This is a genomic window from Bacillus sp. ATD (assembly GCF_050585765.1).
Classification (GTDB): Bacteria; Bacillota; Bacilli; order Bacillales; family Bacillaceae; genus Bacillus; species Bacillus stercoris.
Genome location: NZ_JBOBQH010000010.1, coordinates 18,675 through 34,836, shown reverse-complemented (window position 1 = coordinate 34,836; position 16,162 = coordinate 18,675). Strand labels below are relative to the sequence as shown.

The 16,162-nt window shown below is 46.0% G+C and carries 16 protein-coding genes; 12 read left to right on the top strand and 4 right to left on the bottom strand.

The genetic code is table 11. From position 1 onward, the window contains the following. Positions 1 to 19 precede the first annotated feature (19 nt). On the bottom strand, positions 20 to 1,558 hold the full coding sequence (gene bmr3, locus ACQXR1_RS18865; protein WP_136654889.1) for a multidrug efflux MFS transporter Bmr3: 1,539 nt from the start codon (positions 1,556 to 1,558) through the stop codon (positions 20 to 22). A gap of 112 nt (positions 1,559 to 1,670) precedes the next feature. On the opposite strand from bmr3, the gene ACQXR1_RS18860 reads away from it, so the two are divergent. The 3 genes from ACQXR1_RS18860 (at position 1,671) to ACQXR1_RS18850 (ending at position 3,669) form a co-directional block, all read left to right on the top strand. After that, positions 1,671 to 2,135, top strand: coding sequence for a MarR family transcriptional regulator (locus ACQXR1_RS18860; RefSeq protein WP_014662695.1), 465 nt, complete (start codon positions 1,671 to 1,673; stop codon positions 2,133 to 2,135). A 73-nt stretch (positions 2,136 to 2,208) separates the two neighbouring features. After that, the gene (locus ACQXR1_RS18855; protein ID WP_227099574.1) at positions 2,209 to 2,838 is read left to right on the top strand and encodes a LysE family translocator; all 630 of its coding nucleotides are present in this window, start codon (positions 2,209 to 2,211) and stop codon (positions 2,836 to 2,838) included. Between the two features lie 69 nt (positions 2,839 to 2,907). After that, positions 2,908 to 3,669, top strand: a complete 762-nt coding sequence (locus ACQXR1_RS18850) for a YqcI/YcgG family protein (protein WP_430772667.1) — start codon at positions 2,908 to 2,910, stop codon at positions 3,667 to 3,669. A gap of 1 nt (position 3,670) precedes the next feature. Here the strand turns inward: ACQXR1_RS18850 and ACQXR1_RS18845 are convergent, their stop codons facing one another. Further along, a complete protein-coding gene (locus tag ACQXR1_RS18845; RefSeq protein ID WP_430772666.1) occupies positions 3,671 to 5,011 on the bottom strand; it encodes an amino acid permease in 1,341 nt (446 codons plus the stop codon). A gap of 129 nt (positions 5,012 to 5,140) precedes the next feature. Between ACQXR1_RS18845 and ACQXR1_RS18840 the strand changes: the two genes are divergently transcribed. Continuing rightward, on the top strand, positions 5,141 to 5,737 hold the full coding sequence (locus tag ACQXR1_RS18840) for a DUF1989 domain-containing protein (protein WP_003246345.1): 597 nt from the start codon (positions 5,141 to 5,143) through the stop codon (positions 5,735 to 5,737). A 129-nt stretch (positions 5,738 to 5,866) separates the two neighbouring features. Beyond that, the gene (gene nadE, locus ACQXR1_RS18835; protein WP_430772665.1) at positions 5,867 to 6,685 is read left to right on the top strand and encodes an ammonia-dependent NAD(+) synthetase; all 819 of its coding nucleotides are present in this window, start codon (positions 5,867 to 5,869) and stop codon (positions 6,683 to 6,685) included. A 49-nt stretch (positions 6,686 to 6,734) separates the two neighbouring features. Here the strand turns inward: nadE and tmrB are convergent, their stop codons facing one another. Beyond that, positions 6,735 to 7,328 (bottom strand): tunicamycin resistance ATP-binding TmrB, encoded by a 594-nt coding sequence (gene tmrB / locus ACQXR1_RS18830; RefSeq protein ID WP_069839808.1) that lies wholly within the window; start codon positions 7,326 to 7,328, stop codon positions 6,735 to 6,737. A 255-nt stretch (positions 7,329 to 7,583) separates the two neighbouring features. Between tmrB and ACQXR1_RS18825 the strand changes: the two genes are divergently transcribed. Beyond that, positions 7,584 to 8,144 (top strand): shikimate kinase, encoded by a 561-nt coding sequence (locus ACQXR1_RS18825; RefSeq protein WP_014662702.1) that lies wholly within the window; start codon positions 7,584 to 7,586, stop codon positions 8,142 to 8,144. 27 nt (positions 8,145 to 8,171) lie between these two features. Here the strand turns inward: ACQXR1_RS18825 and ACQXR1_RS18820 are convergent, their stop codons facing one another. After that, on the bottom strand, positions 8,172 to 8,975 hold the full coding sequence (locus tag ACQXR1_RS18820) for a class I SAM-dependent methyltransferase (protein ID WP_430772702.1): 804 nt from the start codon (positions 8,973 to 8,975) through the stop codon (positions 8,172 to 8,174). 75 nt (positions 8,976 to 9,050) lie between these two features. Between ACQXR1_RS18820 and ACQXR1_RS18815 the strand changes: the two genes are divergently transcribed. The 6 genes from ACQXR1_RS18815 to putP all read left to right on the top strand — a co-directional run bounded on the left by ACQXR1_RS18815 (position 9,051) and on the right by putP (position 16,128). Next, complete coding sequence (locus ACQXR1_RS18815; protein WP_430772664.1) at positions 9,051 to 10,025, top strand: LysR family transcriptional regulator; 975 nt, start codon at positions 9,051 to 9,053, stop codon at positions 10,023 to 10,025. A gap of 71 nt (positions 10,026 to 10,096) precedes the next feature. Then, positions 10,097 to 11,053: a cephalosporin C deacetylase gene (gene cah / locus ACQXR1_RS18810; protein WP_014662705.1), complete on the top strand. Its 957-nt coding sequence runs from the start codon at positions 10,097 to 10,099 to the stop codon at positions 11,051 to 11,053. A gap of 83 nt (positions 11,054 to 11,136) precedes the next feature. Continuing rightward, positions 11,137 to 11,919: a nucleotidyltransferase domain-containing protein gene (locus ACQXR1_RS18805; protein WP_430772663.1), complete on the top strand. Its 783-nt coding sequence runs from the start codon at positions 11,137 to 11,139 to the stop codon at positions 11,917 to 11,919. A 187-nt stretch (positions 11,920 to 12,106) separates the two neighbouring features. Further along, positions 12,107 to 13,018, top strand: coding sequence for a proline dehydrogenase PutB (putB, locus tag ACQXR1_RS18800; protein ID WP_430772701.1), 912 nt, complete (start codon positions 12,107 to 12,109; stop codon positions 13,016 to 13,018). A gap of 16 nt (positions 13,019 to 13,034) precedes the next feature. Beyond that, the gene (gene pruA / locus ACQXR1_RS18795; RefSeq protein WP_040084225.1) at positions 13,035 to 14,582 is read left to right on the top strand and encodes an L-glutamate gamma-semialdehyde dehydrogenase; all 1,548 of its coding nucleotides are present in this window, start codon (positions 13,035 to 13,037) and stop codon (positions 14,580 to 14,582) included. Between the two features lie 91 nt (positions 14,583 to 14,673). Further along, positions 14,674 to 16,128 carry a sodium/proline symporter PutP gene (gene putP / locus ACQXR1_RS18790; protein WP_071581388.1) on the top strand — a complete coding sequence of 485 codons (1,455 nt, stop codon included), beginning with the start codon at positions 14,674 to 14,676 and terminating at the stop codon, positions 16,126 to 16,128. Positions 16,129 to 16,162: the final 34 nt, after the last annotated feature.

Here is a 16,162-nt window from a genome sequence, read left to right as displayed (position 1 = left end):
CATGTACTGCTTTTTTATGTTAATTTGCTTTCTTTGTTATTTCGGCTGTTGTCTTCACTCTGGCTTTTCCCATAAACAAAATGGTAATCGCCGCGAGGACAATTGGAATCAAAGCGAGCAAAAAGACATACGTGATACTTGATGACATTGCGTCAATAATGCGATTCAGAATCGCGTCAGGAATTTGGGAACGTGTTCCCGCTTGGAAAATCTCCTGCGGGTCGCCGATATTTTGCGCCGCGCCTGATCCCGCTGAACCTTTCATGCCGCTGAAGGCGTCACTCAGCTTGTTTGAAAATACGTTTGTTTGCACCGTTCCGAAAATGGTGACGCCCAGGGTCATGCCGAATGATCGCAAAAACGAATTTGTAGAGTTTGCCGTCCCCCGAAAGCGAGGTTCGAGGTCATTCATCGATGCCGCCGGCAGCAGTGAGAAGTTAAAGCCTACGCCAAAGCCTGAAATCATCATAAAGACTGTCAGCCATACCCGTGCTGTGTCAGGCGTCATATTGGAAAGAAGCAGCATGCCGATAAAGAAAGCCATAACAGATATCAGCATCAAATTGCGGAAGCTTGCCTTTGTTTGGAAGATTCCGCCGATCATGCTGCCGATGACTGATCCAATCATCATCGGCGTCAAAATGAAGCCCGCGCTTGTCGCTGAGCTGCCGTAGACCGCCTGAACGAAAATCGGAATAAATACCGCTAAAATAATGAATGTTCCGCCATACAAGAAAGCGAGAATCTGCGCTGTGGCAAACAAACGGTTTTTAAACATCCAGAAAGAAATGATTGGCTCTTCCGCTTTTCTCTCCACAATAAAAAAGGCAATGAAGAAAACGGCGAATACAATAAACAGGCCGATGATCTGAATGGAATTCCAATCGTATGTTTTGCCGCCAAGCTCAAGGGCGAACATCAGGCATACAATGGATACGACTAAGGTAATCGCGCCGCCCCAGTCAATTTTCTGCTTTCTGGGCTCCAGAGATTCTTTGTAATAGCGAATAATGAAAAACAATGACAATGCGCCGATCGGCACATTGATGTAAAACACCCAGTGCCAGCTGATCGAATCTGTAATGATTGCGCCTAAAAGCGGCCCAAGAACACTGGATAATCCGAATACAGCGCCGAACATGCCGGACATTTTTCCGCGTTTTTCCGGCGGAAACAAATCAAAGATAATCGTAAAGGCAATCGGCAGGAGCGCGCCGCCCCCGATTCCTTGAATGGCCCGGTAGATGATCAGCTGATTCATCGTCTGGGCAATTCCGCATAAAGCCGAACCGATTAAGAAAAAAATGAGTCCAAACAGGAAAAAACGTTTTCGGCCGTACATATCAGAAAGCTTGCCGTAAATCGGCATGCCAGCCATAACCGCCACCATATAGGATGCCGTCACCCAGGCAAATTTATCGAAGCTTCCAAGATCGGCTACGATGTTGCCCATCGCGGTGGCAACAATCGTATTGTCCATCGCCGACATCAAGATGCCCAGCAGGAGACCGAGAACAACAAATTTTGTGGAAGCCTGTTTTGCTGTTGTTGTGTCCATTTGTTCTACCTCCTCTTACTTTTCTATGTAAGTTCTGATATCATGATAATAGTTTGATTATTGAATATCTCGATTATCAAGATAAACTCGATTTTATAGGGAGGACTGTCAGTTGTCAACAAGAAATTCCAGAAGTGAGTTGGAAAAGACTGCTGTTCAGCTTTTTCGAAAACTGGGCACAAGAACGGTTCTGTTTCATCAGGCAGCCGCTCAAGCTCTCGGTCTGTTTCCCACCGATTTGAAATCAGCTGACATTTTAAATGAAGCAGGACCGATGACGGCCGGAGAGCTGGGGAAAAAAACCGGACTTAGCACGGGTTCCGTCACGGCGCTTGTTGACCGGCTGGAAAAAGCGGGGTATGTGGCTCGTGAAAAGGACCCGAACGATCGCAGGAGAGTCGTAATCGTCCCTTTGACTGCTTCGAAAAAACATATAAAGGATTTGTTCCGTCCTCTGTCTGAGTCGACGATGGATTTGTGCTGCGAATATACGGAAGAGGAACTGGAACTCATTTTCAGTTTTGTAGGCAAAGCCGCTGATATCATGGAGAAAGAGCTTCAACGTTTGAAACAGTAAGTGAAATTGTGCATAGCTTGGCCCGTTCCCGAATAAATTGTACAAGTTACGTAAGAGAAGGGAGTACGGGCCGGTGAACATTTTTTTGAGCTATATTGTGCTGGGACTGTCCTTGTCTGCGCCTGTGGGGCCAGTGAATGCGGCGCAAATAGACAAAGGAATTAAAAACGGTTTTTGGCATGCATGGATATTTGGTTTAGGCGCCATGACAGCGGATGGGCTGTACATGCTTTTTATCTATTTCGGGCTGTCACAGTTTTTGACCGCTCCATTTGTGAAAACGTTTTTGTGGCTCTTCGGCTTTTTTGTGCTGACCTATACTGGAATTGAAACGCTGAAAAACGTCAGAGAGCCGATGGATGTGCGAGGCTCGCGGGGAAAGCCGTCATTCCGGAAAACGTTCGCTTCAGGTTTTCTCATTTCACTCTCGAATCCATTGAGCATCCTTTTTTGGCTTGGAATTTACGGAAGCATTCTTGCGAAAACAGCAGAGGCCTACAATATGAATCAGCTTCTGATCTATAGCTCGGGCATCATGATCGGCATTTTAATCTGGGATTTCTGCATGGCGATTACAGCCAGTACATTCAGAAACCTGCTTCATGAAAAGCTATTGAGAGGATTGACCGGAATGGCCGGTGTATCACTCCTCGTGTTTGGCCTTTACTTTGGTTATCAGGGCATCAAACAGTTATTGGGCTGATTCATAAAGGACAGTCACCTGCCGCTTCCAGTTTTAATATAGTATCCAGATGATACTGGAGGTGGATCAATGGTGAGTGGGATTTACACCAAAAGTTTTCTGGAACGTATTCAGGAAGAGCTTCCTGAATGGCAAAGAATCGCTTTTGAGCTGCTGGCAGAAACTCTGGCGGACGACGCGGATACGTTTCCGTGCATTCCCGGACGCCAGGCGTTTCTGACTGATCAGCTTCGGATTGCTTTTGCCGGAGATCCGCGGGAAAACCGTACAGCGGAGGAACTGGCTCCGTTGCTTGCGGAGTACGGCAAGATATCGCGGGACACGGGAAAATACGCATCCCTCGTTGTGTTGTTTGATACACCGGAAGATTTGGCGGAGCATTATTCGATTGAAGCGTATGAAGAGCTGTTTTGGCGCTTTTTAAATAGACTGAGTCATCAAGACGAAAAAGAATGGCCGGAAGACATTCCGGCCGATCCTGAGCATTATAAATGGGAGTTTTGTTTTGACGGCGAGCCGTACTTTATTCTTTGCGCTACACCGGGGCACGAGGCGAGAAAAAGCCGAAGCTTTCCTTTTTTTATGATCACCTTTCAGCCGAGATGGGTGTTTGAAGAGTTAAATGGCTCAACCGCTTTTGGCCGCAACATGAGCAACCTGATCCGCTCCCGTTTAGAGGCCTATGATGAAGCTCCGATTCACCCGAAATTAGGCTGGTATGGAGAAAAGAATAATCGTGAATGGAAGCAGTATTTCCTCCGTGATGACGAAAAACAGGTATCGAAGTGCCCATTTTCTTATTTAAAGAACATGTTCAACAAACTGAAATAAATCACGGACTTGCAGGGCGGTCTTTATGACCCTGCTTTTTTTGATAGATCATGGTCACGATGGCGATGATCACAAGAAAACCGATGCTCACAAAAAAACCGGGCCGGCTTGATTTTTCAAACAATGTACCGGACACAGCCGCAGCAATCAGAATCATCGCTAAATAAATTTGCGTTTTTCCCATGCCCTCAGGATCAGTCAGCTTTTTGCTGGAGAACAGGATAAACAGCCAAGTGTATAAAAGCATAAGCCCCGCGGCTGTTGTCATATGCTCATAAATGTTTTTAGGCAGCACTAACGACAGAATAATGGAGAGGACAAGCCCCGCAAACGTCAGGCCAAGTGCCGGCCAGCATATTTTTTTGCCTTCCTTTAGAGTAAAGCATTTCGGCGCGTCGCCGTCATCAGCCATCGTACAAAGCAATGTCGTAACGGCAAAAAGCGAAGCGACAAGGGTCGAGAACCCGGCGATGATGAAAATCCCGTTAAATATATCAAGGATGATCTCAAGGTGATATCCTTTTAACGACGTAATGAACGGACTGTCCTGTTCGGTAAACGTGTGTAACGGAACCAAAAGCAGAGCCAGCCCGATTGAAATGATATAAACAATCGCCAGTGTCGCCAGCATTAGCTTCCCTGATTTAGACGCTTCCTCAGGTTTTTTTAAGTGAACCGCCATCAGCCCCATGACTTCAATTCCGCCAAAGGCGTAAAACGCGTAGATTAAACCTGTCCACAGCCCCATGGCGCCGTATGGGAAAAACTCACTCGTCTTATTGGGAACATGTATGCCATGCTTTCCGCCTGACAGGATACCGCATAACGCCAGAATGGCAATGACAATAAACATAAAAATAGCGGCTGTTTTAATCACTGCCAGCACGTTTTCTGTTTTTTCAAAGACAGACAGGCCGGTGAAAATAATAAGAAGCCCCAGTACCGCGTAGATTGAGGCAAACACCCATAGCGGCACTTGAGGAAACCAATGCTTCGTAAATAGCGAAATGGCTGTCAGCTGGCTGCCGGTAATCAGCATTTCTGACGACCAGTACACCCAGCCGTTGCTGAAGCCTGCCCATTTGCCGAATGCTTTCCGGGCATACGCACAAAACGAGCCCTTTTCCGGTTGCTTCGCCGACAGCTTGGCGAGCTGTTCAAAGACAAAATACGTACCGATCCCTGCGATCAGAAATGAAAGGAGAACGGAAAAACCACTTTTTACAATTGCGATGCTGGAACCGAGAAAAAAGCCAGTTCCAATCGTGCAGCCGACTCCGATCAGTGACAGCTGCCACCAAGCCAGATTCCCTTTTGGCTGGTCTTTTTTTGTTTGGCTCATTATTTATTCAACCCCTTTTATCTAAGGTTAGATTGCGACCCGCCCGAAGCTTATATACATCAGATTTTTGCCTCTTTTTACATGGAGATGGAGGCGGACGCTCATACTAATGAAAAAAGGAGCAAACCAATGACACAGCAATATATCGTGGAGCCGAAAAAAGGGCTTGGGCTGAAGCTGAAAAAGGGGCAGATTTTGAAGGTGGTTGATGTAGAAGGCCAGCAGGTTGCTGATTTTGTCGCGTACCATGCCAAGGATTTTTATGAACACCTTGATCAGGGAGCGACGATAGACGCCAATCACTCCATTCATGTGAAGGTCAACGACCATCTCTACTCCAACCTGTATAAGCCGATGTTAACCCTGATTGAAGATACGGTCGGCAAGCATGATCTGCTGCTGCCCGCCTGCCGTCCTGATATGAACAGGCTCTTATATGGGAAGCAAAAGGATGAGTTTCAGGATACGTGCTATGACAATATGAACCGTGCGCTTGAACAGTTTGGCGTGCCGAAGCCTCACATGCATTATCCCTTTGCGATTTTTATGAATACCGTTCTTGATGAGAAAGGGAATCTGTCTGTGGAAACACCGCTTTCAAATGCCGGAGATTACGTAAGGCTTAGGGCGGAGATGGATTTAATTGTCGCGTTTTCTTCCTGCCCGATTGAAAAAGGGAAATGCAATGGCGACAGTGTGACATCCATACGGGTTGAAGTCAGCTGATCTCTCTTGTTCACTGTGAATGAAGACCTGTGCTATATTTAAGAGGGATACATAACAGTCATGATTCATTTTCATTGATTTGGGGAAATGAACAGTAACAAGGGAAAATGTACAGGAGGAATGATTGGGATGAGCATGCAGGAAAAGATTATGCGTGAGTTACATGTGAAGCCCTCAATTGATCCAAAGCAAGAAATTGAGGACCGAGTCAATTTTTTAAAACAATATGTAAAGAAAACCGGTGCTAAAGGCTTTGTATTGGGAATCAGCGGCGGACAGGATTCAACGCTTGCGGGAAGACTTGCCCAGCTTGCGGTGGAGAGTATTCGCGAGGAGGGCGGGGACGCTCAATTTATCGCGGTCCGTCTTCCGCATGGCACACAGCAGGATGAAGACGATGCCCAGCTCGCTTTGAAGTTTATTAAGCCGGATAAATCATGGAAGTTTGATATTAAATCGACAGTCAGCGCTTTTTCGGATCAGTATCAGCAGGAAACAGGCGGCCAGCTGACTGACTTTAATAAAGGAAACGTAAAAGCGAGAACAAGAATGATTGCGCAATACGCGATCGGCGGCCAGGAAGGCCTTCTTGTGTTAGGAACAGATCATGCGGCTGAAGCAGTGACTGGTTTCTTTACGAAGTACGGTGACGGCGGAGCAGACCTCCTGCCGCTGACAGGCTTGACGAAGCGCCAGGGAAGAAGCCTGCTGAAAGAGCTGGGTGCACCGGAACGCTTATACTTAAAAGAACCAACTGCCGATCTGCTCGATGAAAAACCGCAGCAGTCGGATGAAACAGAGCTTGGCATTTCCTACGAGGAGATTGACGATTATCTCGAAGGAAAACAAGTATCAGCGAAAGTATCAGAAGCATTGGAAAAACGCTACAGCATAACTGAACATAAACGTCAGGTTCCAGCGTCAATGTTTGATGACTGGTGGAAATAAGTAGATGAAAGCCCGCTCCGAGAGCGGGCTTTTGTCGTGAACAGGCGCTTTATTTGATGCGGATATGATTCAGTTTAACCCTTAATCTGTCGGTGAACCTTCGGAGACTGCCTCTCGTATCAGGATCTAATGGGAGCTCGGCTCTCGCGGCAATGGTTTCTGCCACATCCTGAATCGACAGGTTGTCTGTTTGAATGCGGCCCTCAAAAATGGATGATGATAATCCTTCAACGCAGCGGTCAATTTGTTTGGCGGCCCATGAGTTTTTTCCTTCTGCTCTGGTACGCAGCCGTTTTAACAAGGTTTCCTTTGAAGCCATTAGTGTAAAGTGGTGAACGATCCTGCCTTCATGTCTGAGCCTGCCGATGATCTCATTGAAGTATTCAGGATGCACAATCGTCATAGGCACAATAATGATGCCGCGGTATGTATCTGTCAGAGAAGCTAGCAAACGGTAATTGAACGTCCGCCATAAGGGATAGCTTTGAAAATCGTCCTCCGCAATCTCTTGCGGCACCATGGAGCGCAGCGCAAAGCCCATTTTCTCAGGATCATACACATAAGAGGATTTCAGCCTTCTGTGCAGCTCGAAGGCTGTTTGTGTTTTTCCGGAACCGAATGCCCCGTTTATCCAAATGATCATCGCCATTTCTCCCTTCTTATTTATCATACAAAAAAAGACCCTTCGATCGAAGAATCAGCTGGAAAAATACAGAAGGTTTTAATGCTTTTTTGCGTCGAAGTATTAAAATATCTGCAGAAATGTTGTACAATGAATGTCATTCAGGCAAAAACGTTTGAACGGAAAAGGACGGGCAAGCTGGCATCTATATAAATATTCGCTAAATAAGCATATAATGAAAATAAAATTTCATTCCTTAGGAGGATTTCGCCGAAGATGAACGCAAAACGAGCCATCCCAGTAAGAGAAAGAAATATCGTCCTGATCGGATTCATGGGTGTTGGAAAAACAACAATCGGCCAATTGGTCGCTAAAAAATTATATAGAGATTTTATCGATATTGACCAAGAGATCGAAAAGGATTTCAACATGTCAATCCCTGAGATGTTTGAGGAAAAGGGAGAAGACTTTTTCCGAAAAACGGAGAAGGAATATATTTTAGACATCTGCCATCATAAACGATTCAAAATCGTATCTCTGGGCGGGGGATCTTTTAAACAAGAAGAAATCAGAAATTGCTGTCTGGAAAACTGTCTCGTGCTCCATCTGGACCTGTCATGGGAGAACTGGAAGCAGCGCGCGGATTTATTGATCGAAAGCCGCCCAGTGCTGCATAACCGTTCAATGGATGAAATGGAACAGCTGTTTAACGAGAGAAAAGTCATTTATGACAAGCACAATTCAAAAGTGGCAACAGACAACCTTTCCCCGGAAGAGGTTGCCGATTATATTGTAGAGACATTAAAAATTGGCTGGGACCTTTATCAGCCGATGTAAAAAGCCGTGCGCAGCGCACGGCTTTTTTTATCGTTTTATCCCTTGTATCAAAATCGCTTTTAAACAAAAGGAGTCGGGCTGTCCGTTTTGGTTCAATGTAATACAGAATGTGTCTTGTGCTTCGTCTGATGCGTGATTCAAGTGGGTAATGATTTGTTTTTCCCGGTCAGCGGAGGTTCCGCCTCGTTTGATCCAGCTATCATATTGAATCGGCAAATTCCACTTTTGGATGTCTTGATAGACCAGTTGGTTGGCGCTGAACATCGCCTGCCATTCTGATAATGAGCTTTCTCGAACATGGGAAGGGTCTCGAAGCCGGTTCAAATGATTGACAAACTCATCAAGAATGGGATCTTCAGGCGCGTAGTGATCCACTAAAAGAAAACGTCCGTCCTGTTTCAATACGCGCGCAACCTCGCTGACGGCTTTGCGGACATTTGAAAAATGGTGGGCTGCGTATCGGCAGGTGATGATATCAAATGAATCGTCAGGGAAGGGAAGTAACTCTGCCGTTCCTTGTTGAAAGCGTACGTTTTCAGCTCCTTTTTCTTGCGCGAAGGAGGACGCAACCTCTACCATCTCTTTCGTCGCATCAATACCGATGCACTCCTGTACATAAGGAGAAAATGCCAGCGCCGTATGTCCGGCACCCGCTCCGATATCCAGCACCCGATGCTCTGCCCGGCATTCCGCCGTTTTGATCATCAGCCCCAAATCTTCCCCCTCGGCAAATACCTTCTCATCCCGATACATCTCGGCATTTGTAGAAAACGGTGTTTCATTTGTCATTTGAACCAGCTCCTTCTTTTGTTTAATGATGATATGGATTATGTTAGCAATTTCTGTTATGATTCGTCCAAGATATAAAAATGATAAAAACGATAGGTTCAACCTATGGAGGCTGAAATGGATATTAGAGTAATGGAATACGCAGCGGAAATCGCCCGGCGCCAAAGCTTTACAAAAGCGGCGGAGCATCTTCATATCGCTCAGCCGTCTCTCAGCCAGCAAATCAAAAAGCTTGAGGCAGAGCTGGGCCTAACTCTTTTTCACAGATCCCACGGCTCTGTTACACTGACACCCCACGGCAGGCGTTTCATTGAAAAAGCCGAGGACATCATTCGTTCCAGAGATGACTTGCTCCGGGAGATGCAGGAGCGCTCGCAAGGAATTGGGCACAAACTTTCGATTGGGATTCCTGCTGTAACAGGGAGATATCTCTTTCCGCCGCTGCTGAAGCAGTTTTTGGCGCGCTATCCCCATGTGGAGGTTCAGCTTGTTGAAAAAGATCCGGTTTCATTAGAGGAAATGACGGCAAAGGGAGAGGTTGACCTTTCTGTTTTATCCTTGCCGATCGAAGATGAACGGCTCTCCATTACACCCTTGCTCACGGAACCGATTGTTCTCGCAGTGCCGAAGGAAAAGCAAAGATGGATGCCGCCGGAAATGATCGCGCTGATTGAGAAAGCGCTGGAAGGTAAAGAGGGCCGCCAGCCGTGCGTGCCGCTTGACATGGTCAGGCAGGTGCCATTTATTCTGTTAAAAGAAGGCTTCGGCTTTCGCAGAACAGTTCTCGATCTCTGTGCGGAAAGCGGCTTTAAGCCGAATGCTGCCTTCAAGACGAGCCATATTGAAACGGCCCAATCCCTTGTGGCTAACGGATTAGGCGTGACAATGGCGCCGAATATGGTTAGAAGGGATAAAGATCCGGGTGTGATCTATTTATCGATTCAATCCGCGCCATCACGAACCCTCGTCTTTGTCTTTCTAAAGAACCGCTATGTCAGTCTGACAGCCCGGGCCTTTATGGAACTGAGCCGGGAAGGTCTTAAACAAACGTTTGATGAAAGCTGTCTGGGAAACAAAGATGAAAATATTTAGAAAACAAATCTGAAACATGATAGTATAGGAATACAAACTAAATCTTATAAAACAAAGGGGAATAATCGGAAATGCAACTATTCGATCTGCCGCTCGACCAATTGCGAACATATAAGCCTGAAAAAACAGCATCGAAAGATTTTTCTGAGTTTTGGAAATTGTCTTTGGATGAACTTGCAAAAGTCCAAGCAGAACCTGATTTACAACTGGTTGACTATCCTGCTGACGGAGTAAAAGTGTACCGCCTCACATATAAAAGTTTCGGAAACGCCCGCATTTCTGGATGGTACGCGGTGCCTGACAAGGAAGGCCCGCATCCGGCGATCGTGAAATATCATGGCTACAATGCAAGCTATGACGGTGAAATTCATGAAATGGTAAACTGGGCACTTCATGGCTACGCCGCATTCGGCATGCTTGTCCGCGGCCAGCAGAGCAGTGAGGATACGAGTATTTCTCCGCACGGTCACGCTTTGGGCTGGATGACCAAAGGCATTCTTGATAAAGATACATACTATTACCGCGGTGTTTATTTGGACGCCGTCCGCGCGCTTGAAGTGATCAGCAGCTTTGACGAGGTTGACGAAACAAGGATCGGTGTGACAGGCGGAAGCCAAGGCGGAGGATTAACCATTGCCGCCGCAGCTCTGTCAGACATTCCAAAAGCCGCCGTTGCCGATTATCCTTATTTAAGCAACTTCGAACGGGCCATTGATGTGGCGCTTGAACAGCCGTACCTTGAAATCAATTCCTTCTTTAGAAGAAATGGCAGCCCGGAAACAGAACTGCAGGCGATGAAGACACTTTCATATTTCGATATTATGAATCTCGCTGATCGAGTGAAAGTGCCTGTCCTGATGTCGATCGGTCTGATTGACAAGGTCACGCCGCCGTCCACCGTATTTGCCGCCTACAATCATTTGGAAACAGAGAAAGAGCTGAAGGTGTACCGTTACTTCGGACATGAGTATATCCCTGCTTTTCAAACGGAAAAACTCGCTTTCTTTAAGCAGCATCTTAAAGGCTGATAAATGTGAAAAGCCGCCAAATATTTTCCGGCGGTTTTTTTCTGCAAACTGCCGGAATGAGAACAGACTGGAGACGAATAGATATGAAACAAAGAATCATTGATGAATTAAAACGAATCGAGCAGTCATACGGGGTCAAAATCGTGTATGCCGTCGAGTCAGGGAGCCGCGCATGGGGATTCCCGTCGCAGGATAGTGATTACGATGTCCGCTTTATTTATGTGCCAAAAAAGGAGTGGTATTTTTCAATTGAGCAGGAGCGCGATGTCATTGAAGAACCGATTCATGATTTGCTGGATATCAGCGGCTGGGAGCTGAGAAAGACGCTTCGGCTTTTCAAAAAGTCAAACCCTCCGCTCCTCGAATGGCTGTCCTCAGACATTGTGTATTACGAAGCATTTACGACCGCAGAGCAGTTAAGAAAACTGCGCACGGAGACATTTAAGCCTGAAGCAAGCGTGTATCACTATATCAATATGGCGAGAAGAAACGTCAAAGATTACCTTCAAGGACAAGAGGTCAAAATCAAAAAGTATTTCTACGTGCTTCGGCCTATCTTGGCCTGCCAATGGATTGAAAAGCACGGAACCATTCCGCCAATGGACTTTACTGTTTTGATGGAGGAACTTGTTGCTGAACCCGAGCTGAAGGCTGAAATGGAGACCTTGCTTGCACGGAAAAAAAGAGGTGAAGAGCTTGACCTCGAAGCAAGAATCGATGTTATTCACCAATTCATTGAAACGGAAATCGAAAGAATCATGGAAGCGGCAAAAGAACTGAAGACAGAGAAAAAAGATATGACACCTGAATTGAACCGTTTGCTTTTGAATACGGTTGAAGAAGTGTGGAAGGATGGAGGAAGCTGATGTTTTTTGTCGCTTCCTTTTCTCCTTTATTCGACAGAATTCCCCGACTTTCTAACTATCTGATTGTGGAAAAACCACAAAAATAATCAGAATCTTTGTATTTTGAGAATATTGTGAACGTTGGTTTTGTCCATTTACAATAAACTCATACAAATACTTCTTAGATTGCGGGGTGTTGAGGTTGGAAGTGATCACAAGAGATTTTTTCTTATTTTTATCCAAAAGCGGCTTTCTCAATAAAATGGCAAAGAACTGGGGAAGCAGAGTAGCAGCGGGTAAAATTATCGGCGGGAATGACTTTAACAGTTCAATCCCGACCATTCGACAGCTTAACAGCCAAGGTTTGTCAGTTACTGTCGATCATTTAGGAGAGTTTGTGAACAGCGCCGAGGTCGCACGGGAGCGTACGGAAGAGTGCATTCAAACCATTGCGACCATTGCGGATCAGGAGCTGAACTCACACGTTTCTTTAAAAATGACGTCTTTAGGTCTGGATATAGATATGGATCTGGTGTATGAAAATATGACGAAAATCCTTCAGACGGCTGAGAAGCATAAAATCATGGTCACCATCGACATGGAAGATGAAGTCAGATGCCAGAAAACGCTTGATATTTTCAAAGATTTCAGAAGGAAATACGAGTATGTAAGCACAGTGCTGCAAGCCTATCTGTACCGGACGGAAAAAGACATTGACGAGTTAGATTCTTTAAACCCGTTCCTTCGCCTTGTAAAAGGAGCTTATAAAGAATCAGAAAAAGTAGCTTACCCGGAGAAAAGCGACGTCGATGAAAATTACAAAAAAATCATCCGAAAGCAGCTCTTAAACGGTCACTATACAGCGATTGCCACACATGACGACAAAATGATCGACTTTACAAAGCAGCTTGCCAAGGAACATGGCATTGCCAATGACAAGTTTGAATTTCAGATGCTGTACGGCATGCGGTCGCAAACCCAGCTCAGCCTCGTAAAAGAAGGTTATAACATGAGAGTCTACCTGCCATACGGCGAGGATTGGTACGGCTACTTTATGAGACGCCTTGCAGAACGTCCGTCAAACATTGCCTTCGCTTTCAAAGGAATGACAAAGAAGTAAAAAAGGAGAGATTATCATGACAACACCTTATAAACACGAGCCATTCACAAATTTCCAAGACCAAAACAACGTGGAAGCGTTTAAAAAAGCGCTTGCGACAGTAAGCGAATATTTAGGAAAAGACTATCCGCTTGTCATTAACGGCGAGAGGGTAGAAACAGAAGCGAAAATCGTTTCAATCAACCCGGCTGATAAAGAAGAAGTCGTCGGCCGAGTGTCAAAAGCTTCTCAAGAGCACGCTGAGCAAGCGATTCAAGCGGCTGCGACAGCATTCGAAGAGTGGAGATACACATCTCCTGAAGAGAGAGCGGCTGTCCTGTTCCGCGCTGCTGCCAAAGTCCGCAGAAGAAAACATGAATTTTCCGCTTTGCTTGTAAAAGAAGCAGGAAAGCCTTGGAATGAGGCGGATGCAGATACGGCTGAAGCGATTGACTTCATGGAGTATTATGCACGCCAAATGATCGAACTGGCAAAAGGCAAACCGGTCAACAGCCGTGAAGGCGAGAAAAACCAATATGTATACACGCCGACTGGAGTGACAGTTGTTATTCCGCCGTGGAACTTCTTGTTTGCGATCATGGCAGGAACAACAGTGGCGCCGATCGTTACTGGAAACACAGTGGTTCTAAAACCTGCGAGTGCTACACCTGTTATTGCAGCAAAATTTGTTGAGGTGCTTGAAGAGTCCGGATTGCCAAAAGGCGTAGTCAACTTTGTTCCTGGAAGCGGAGCAGAAGTAGGCGATTATCTTGTTGACCATCCGAAAACAAGCCTTATCACATTTACAGGATCAAGAGAAGTTGGCACGAGAATTTTCGAACGCGCGGCGAAGGTTCAGCCGGGCCAGCAGCATTTAAAACGTGTCATCGCTGAAATGGGCGGTAAAGATACGGTTGTTGTCGACGAGGATGCGGACATTGAATTAGCGGCTCAATCGATTTTCACATCTGCATTCGGCTTTGCCGGACAAAAATGTTCTGCAGGTTCACGTGCAGTTGTCCATGAAAAAGTGTATGATCAAGTATTAGAGCGTGTCATTGAAATTACGGAATCAAAAGTAACTGCTAAACCTGACAGTGCAGATGTTTATATGGGACCTGTCATTGACCAAGGTTCTTATGATAAAATTATGAGCTATATTGAGATCGGAAAACAGGAAGGGCGTTTAGTAAGCGGCGGCACTGGTGATGATTCGAAAGGATACTTCATCAAACCGACGATCTTCGCTGACCTTGATCCGAAAGCAAGACTTATGCAGGAAGAAATTTTCGGACCTGTCGTTGCATTTTGTAAAGTGTCAGACTTTGATGAAGCTTTAGAAGTGGCAAACAATACTGAATATGGTTTGACAGGCGCGGTGATTACAAACAACCGCAAGCACATCGAGCGTGCGAAACAGGAATTCCATGTTGGAAACCTATACTTCAACCGCAACTGTACAGGTGCTATCGTCGGCTACCATCCGTTTGGCGGCTTCAAAATGTCCGGAACGGATTCAAAAGCAGGCGGACCGGATTACTTGGCACTGCATATGCAAGCAAAAACAATCAGTGAAATGTTCTAAAGCGGGACTAAATGGGCATCCTCCCTGCGGGGATGTCCATTTCATCCATATACCATAAAAAAGAGGAGGAAGTGCCATAGAAAACATACAGCTGATTATTTCGATTTGTATTTATATGGCGGGGATGATGCTGATCGGCTACTTTGCTTACAAGCGCACGTCGAATCTGACGGATTACATGCTTGGAGGACGCTCTTTGGGTCCGGCCGTAACCGCTCTCAGTGCCGGTGCTGCCGATATGAGCGGCTGGCTGCTGATGGGTCTCCCGGGCGCCATGTTTTCAACAGGTCTGAGCGGTATTTGGATTGTGTTCGGACTTTGCCTTGGGGCATGGGCGAACTGGCTCTATGTTGCGCCTCGGCTGAGAACTTATACTGAACAAGCGGGGAATTCCATCACAATTCCCGGGTTCCTTGAAAATCGCTTCGGAGACCATTCGAAGCTGCTGAGACTATTTTCAGGGATTGTGATTTTAGTTTTCTTCACATTTTATGTTTCGTCTGGAATGGTATCCGGCGGCGTTTTATTCAACAGTATTTTGGGGATGGATTATCACACCGGCCTGTGGGTTGTGACTGGTGTTGTTGTGGCGTATACCCTGTTTGGCGGCTTTTTGGCAGTCAGCTGGACAGATTTTGTTCAGGGGATCATTATGTTTGCCGCACTCATCCTTGTTCCGATCGTTACGTTTTTCCATACGGGAGGAGCAAGTGAAACAGTTACTGAAATCCGCTCTGTTGATCCAGATATGTTTAATATTTTCAAAGGAACAAGCGTCCTTGGCATTATTTCTTTGTTTGCCTGGGGTTTGGGCTACTTTGGCCAGCCGCATATCATTGTGCGTTTTATGGCGATAACGTCCGTAAAAGAGATCAAAAGAGCGCGCAGAATCGGAATGGGCTGGATGATTTTGTCGGCAGTCGGCGCTGTGCTGACCGGTTTGGGCGGAATCGCTTATTACCATCAGAATGGCATGACACTGAAGGATCCTGAGACGATTTTTATTCAATTAGGGAATATTTTGTTCCATCCGATTATCACAGGTTTTCTGATTTCAGCTATTTTGGCCGCAATTATGAGCACAATTTCTTCCCAGCTGCTTGTGACATCAAGCTCTCTGGTAGAAGATTTGTATAAGTCGATGTTCAGACGCTCAGCTTCTGATAAAGAGCTGGTGTTTTTGGGCCGTATGGCTGTGCTTGTGATTTCTGTCATCGCATTATTCCTGGCTTGGGAGAAAAATAATACAATCCTTGGATTGGTAAGCTATGCGTGGGCGGGCTTCGGTGCATCATTCGGGCCGGTTGTGCTGCTCAGTCTGTTTTGGAAACGAATGACCAAATGGGGGGCACTCGCCGGCATGATTGTGGGAGCAGCAACTGTAATCATTTGGGCGAATGCCGGTCTTTCGGACTTTCTGTATGAAATCATACCTGGTTTTGCTGCGAGTCTATTAACTGTCTTTATCGTCAGTGTATTGACGCAAGCTCCGTCACAAGCTGTCGAAGACCAGTTTAAAGACTACCAAGATACAATGTCACAATAAAAATCGAAAGGAGGAGGAAGGGGCTATCCCTTTT

Excerpts from the sequence above, each read along its gene's own strand:
- bmr3 (WP_136654889.1), bottom strand. The coding sequence starts at position 1,558 with ATGGACACAACAACAGCAAAACAGGCTTCCACAAAATTTGTTGTTCTC.
- ACQXR1_RS18850 (WP_430772667.1), top strand. The coding sequence starts at position 2,908 with ATGGTGAGTGGGATTTACACCAAAAGTTTTCTGGAACGTATTCAGGAA.
- ACQXR1_RS18845 (WP_430772666.1), bottom strand. The coding sequence starts at position 5,011 with ATGAGCCAAACAAAAAAAGACCAGCCAAAAGGGAATCTGGCTTGGTGG.
- ACQXR1_RS18840 (WP_003246345.1), top strand. The coding sequence starts at position 5,141 with ATGACACAGCAATATATCGTGGAGCCGAAAAAAGGGCTTGGGCTGAAG.
- nadE (WP_430772665.1), top strand. The coding sequence starts at position 5,867 with ATGAGCATGCAGGAAAAGATTATGCGTGAGTTACATGTGAAGCCCTCA.
- tmrB (WP_069839808.1), bottom strand. The coding sequence starts at position 7,328 with ATGATCATTTGGATAAACGGGGCATTCGGTTCCGGAAAAACACAAACA.
- ACQXR1_RS18825 (WP_014662702.1), top strand. The coding sequence starts at position 7,584 with ATGAACGCAAAACGAGCCATCCCAGTAAGAGAAAGAAATATCGTCCTG.
- ACQXR1_RS18815 (WP_430772664.1), top strand. The coding sequence starts at position 9,051 with ATGGATATTAGAGTAATGGAATACGCAGCGGAAATCGCCCGGCGCCAA.
- cah (WP_014662705.1), top strand. The coding sequence starts at position 10,097 with ATGCAACTATTCGATCTGCCGCTCGACCAATTGCGAACATATAAGCCT.
- ACQXR1_RS18805 (WP_430772663.1), top strand. The coding sequence starts at position 11,137 with ATGAAACAAAGAATCATTGATGAATTAAAACGAATCGAGCAGTCATAC.
- pruA (WP_040084225.1), top strand. The coding sequence starts at position 13,035 with ATGACAACACCTTATAAACACGAGCCATTCACAAATTTCCAAGACCAA.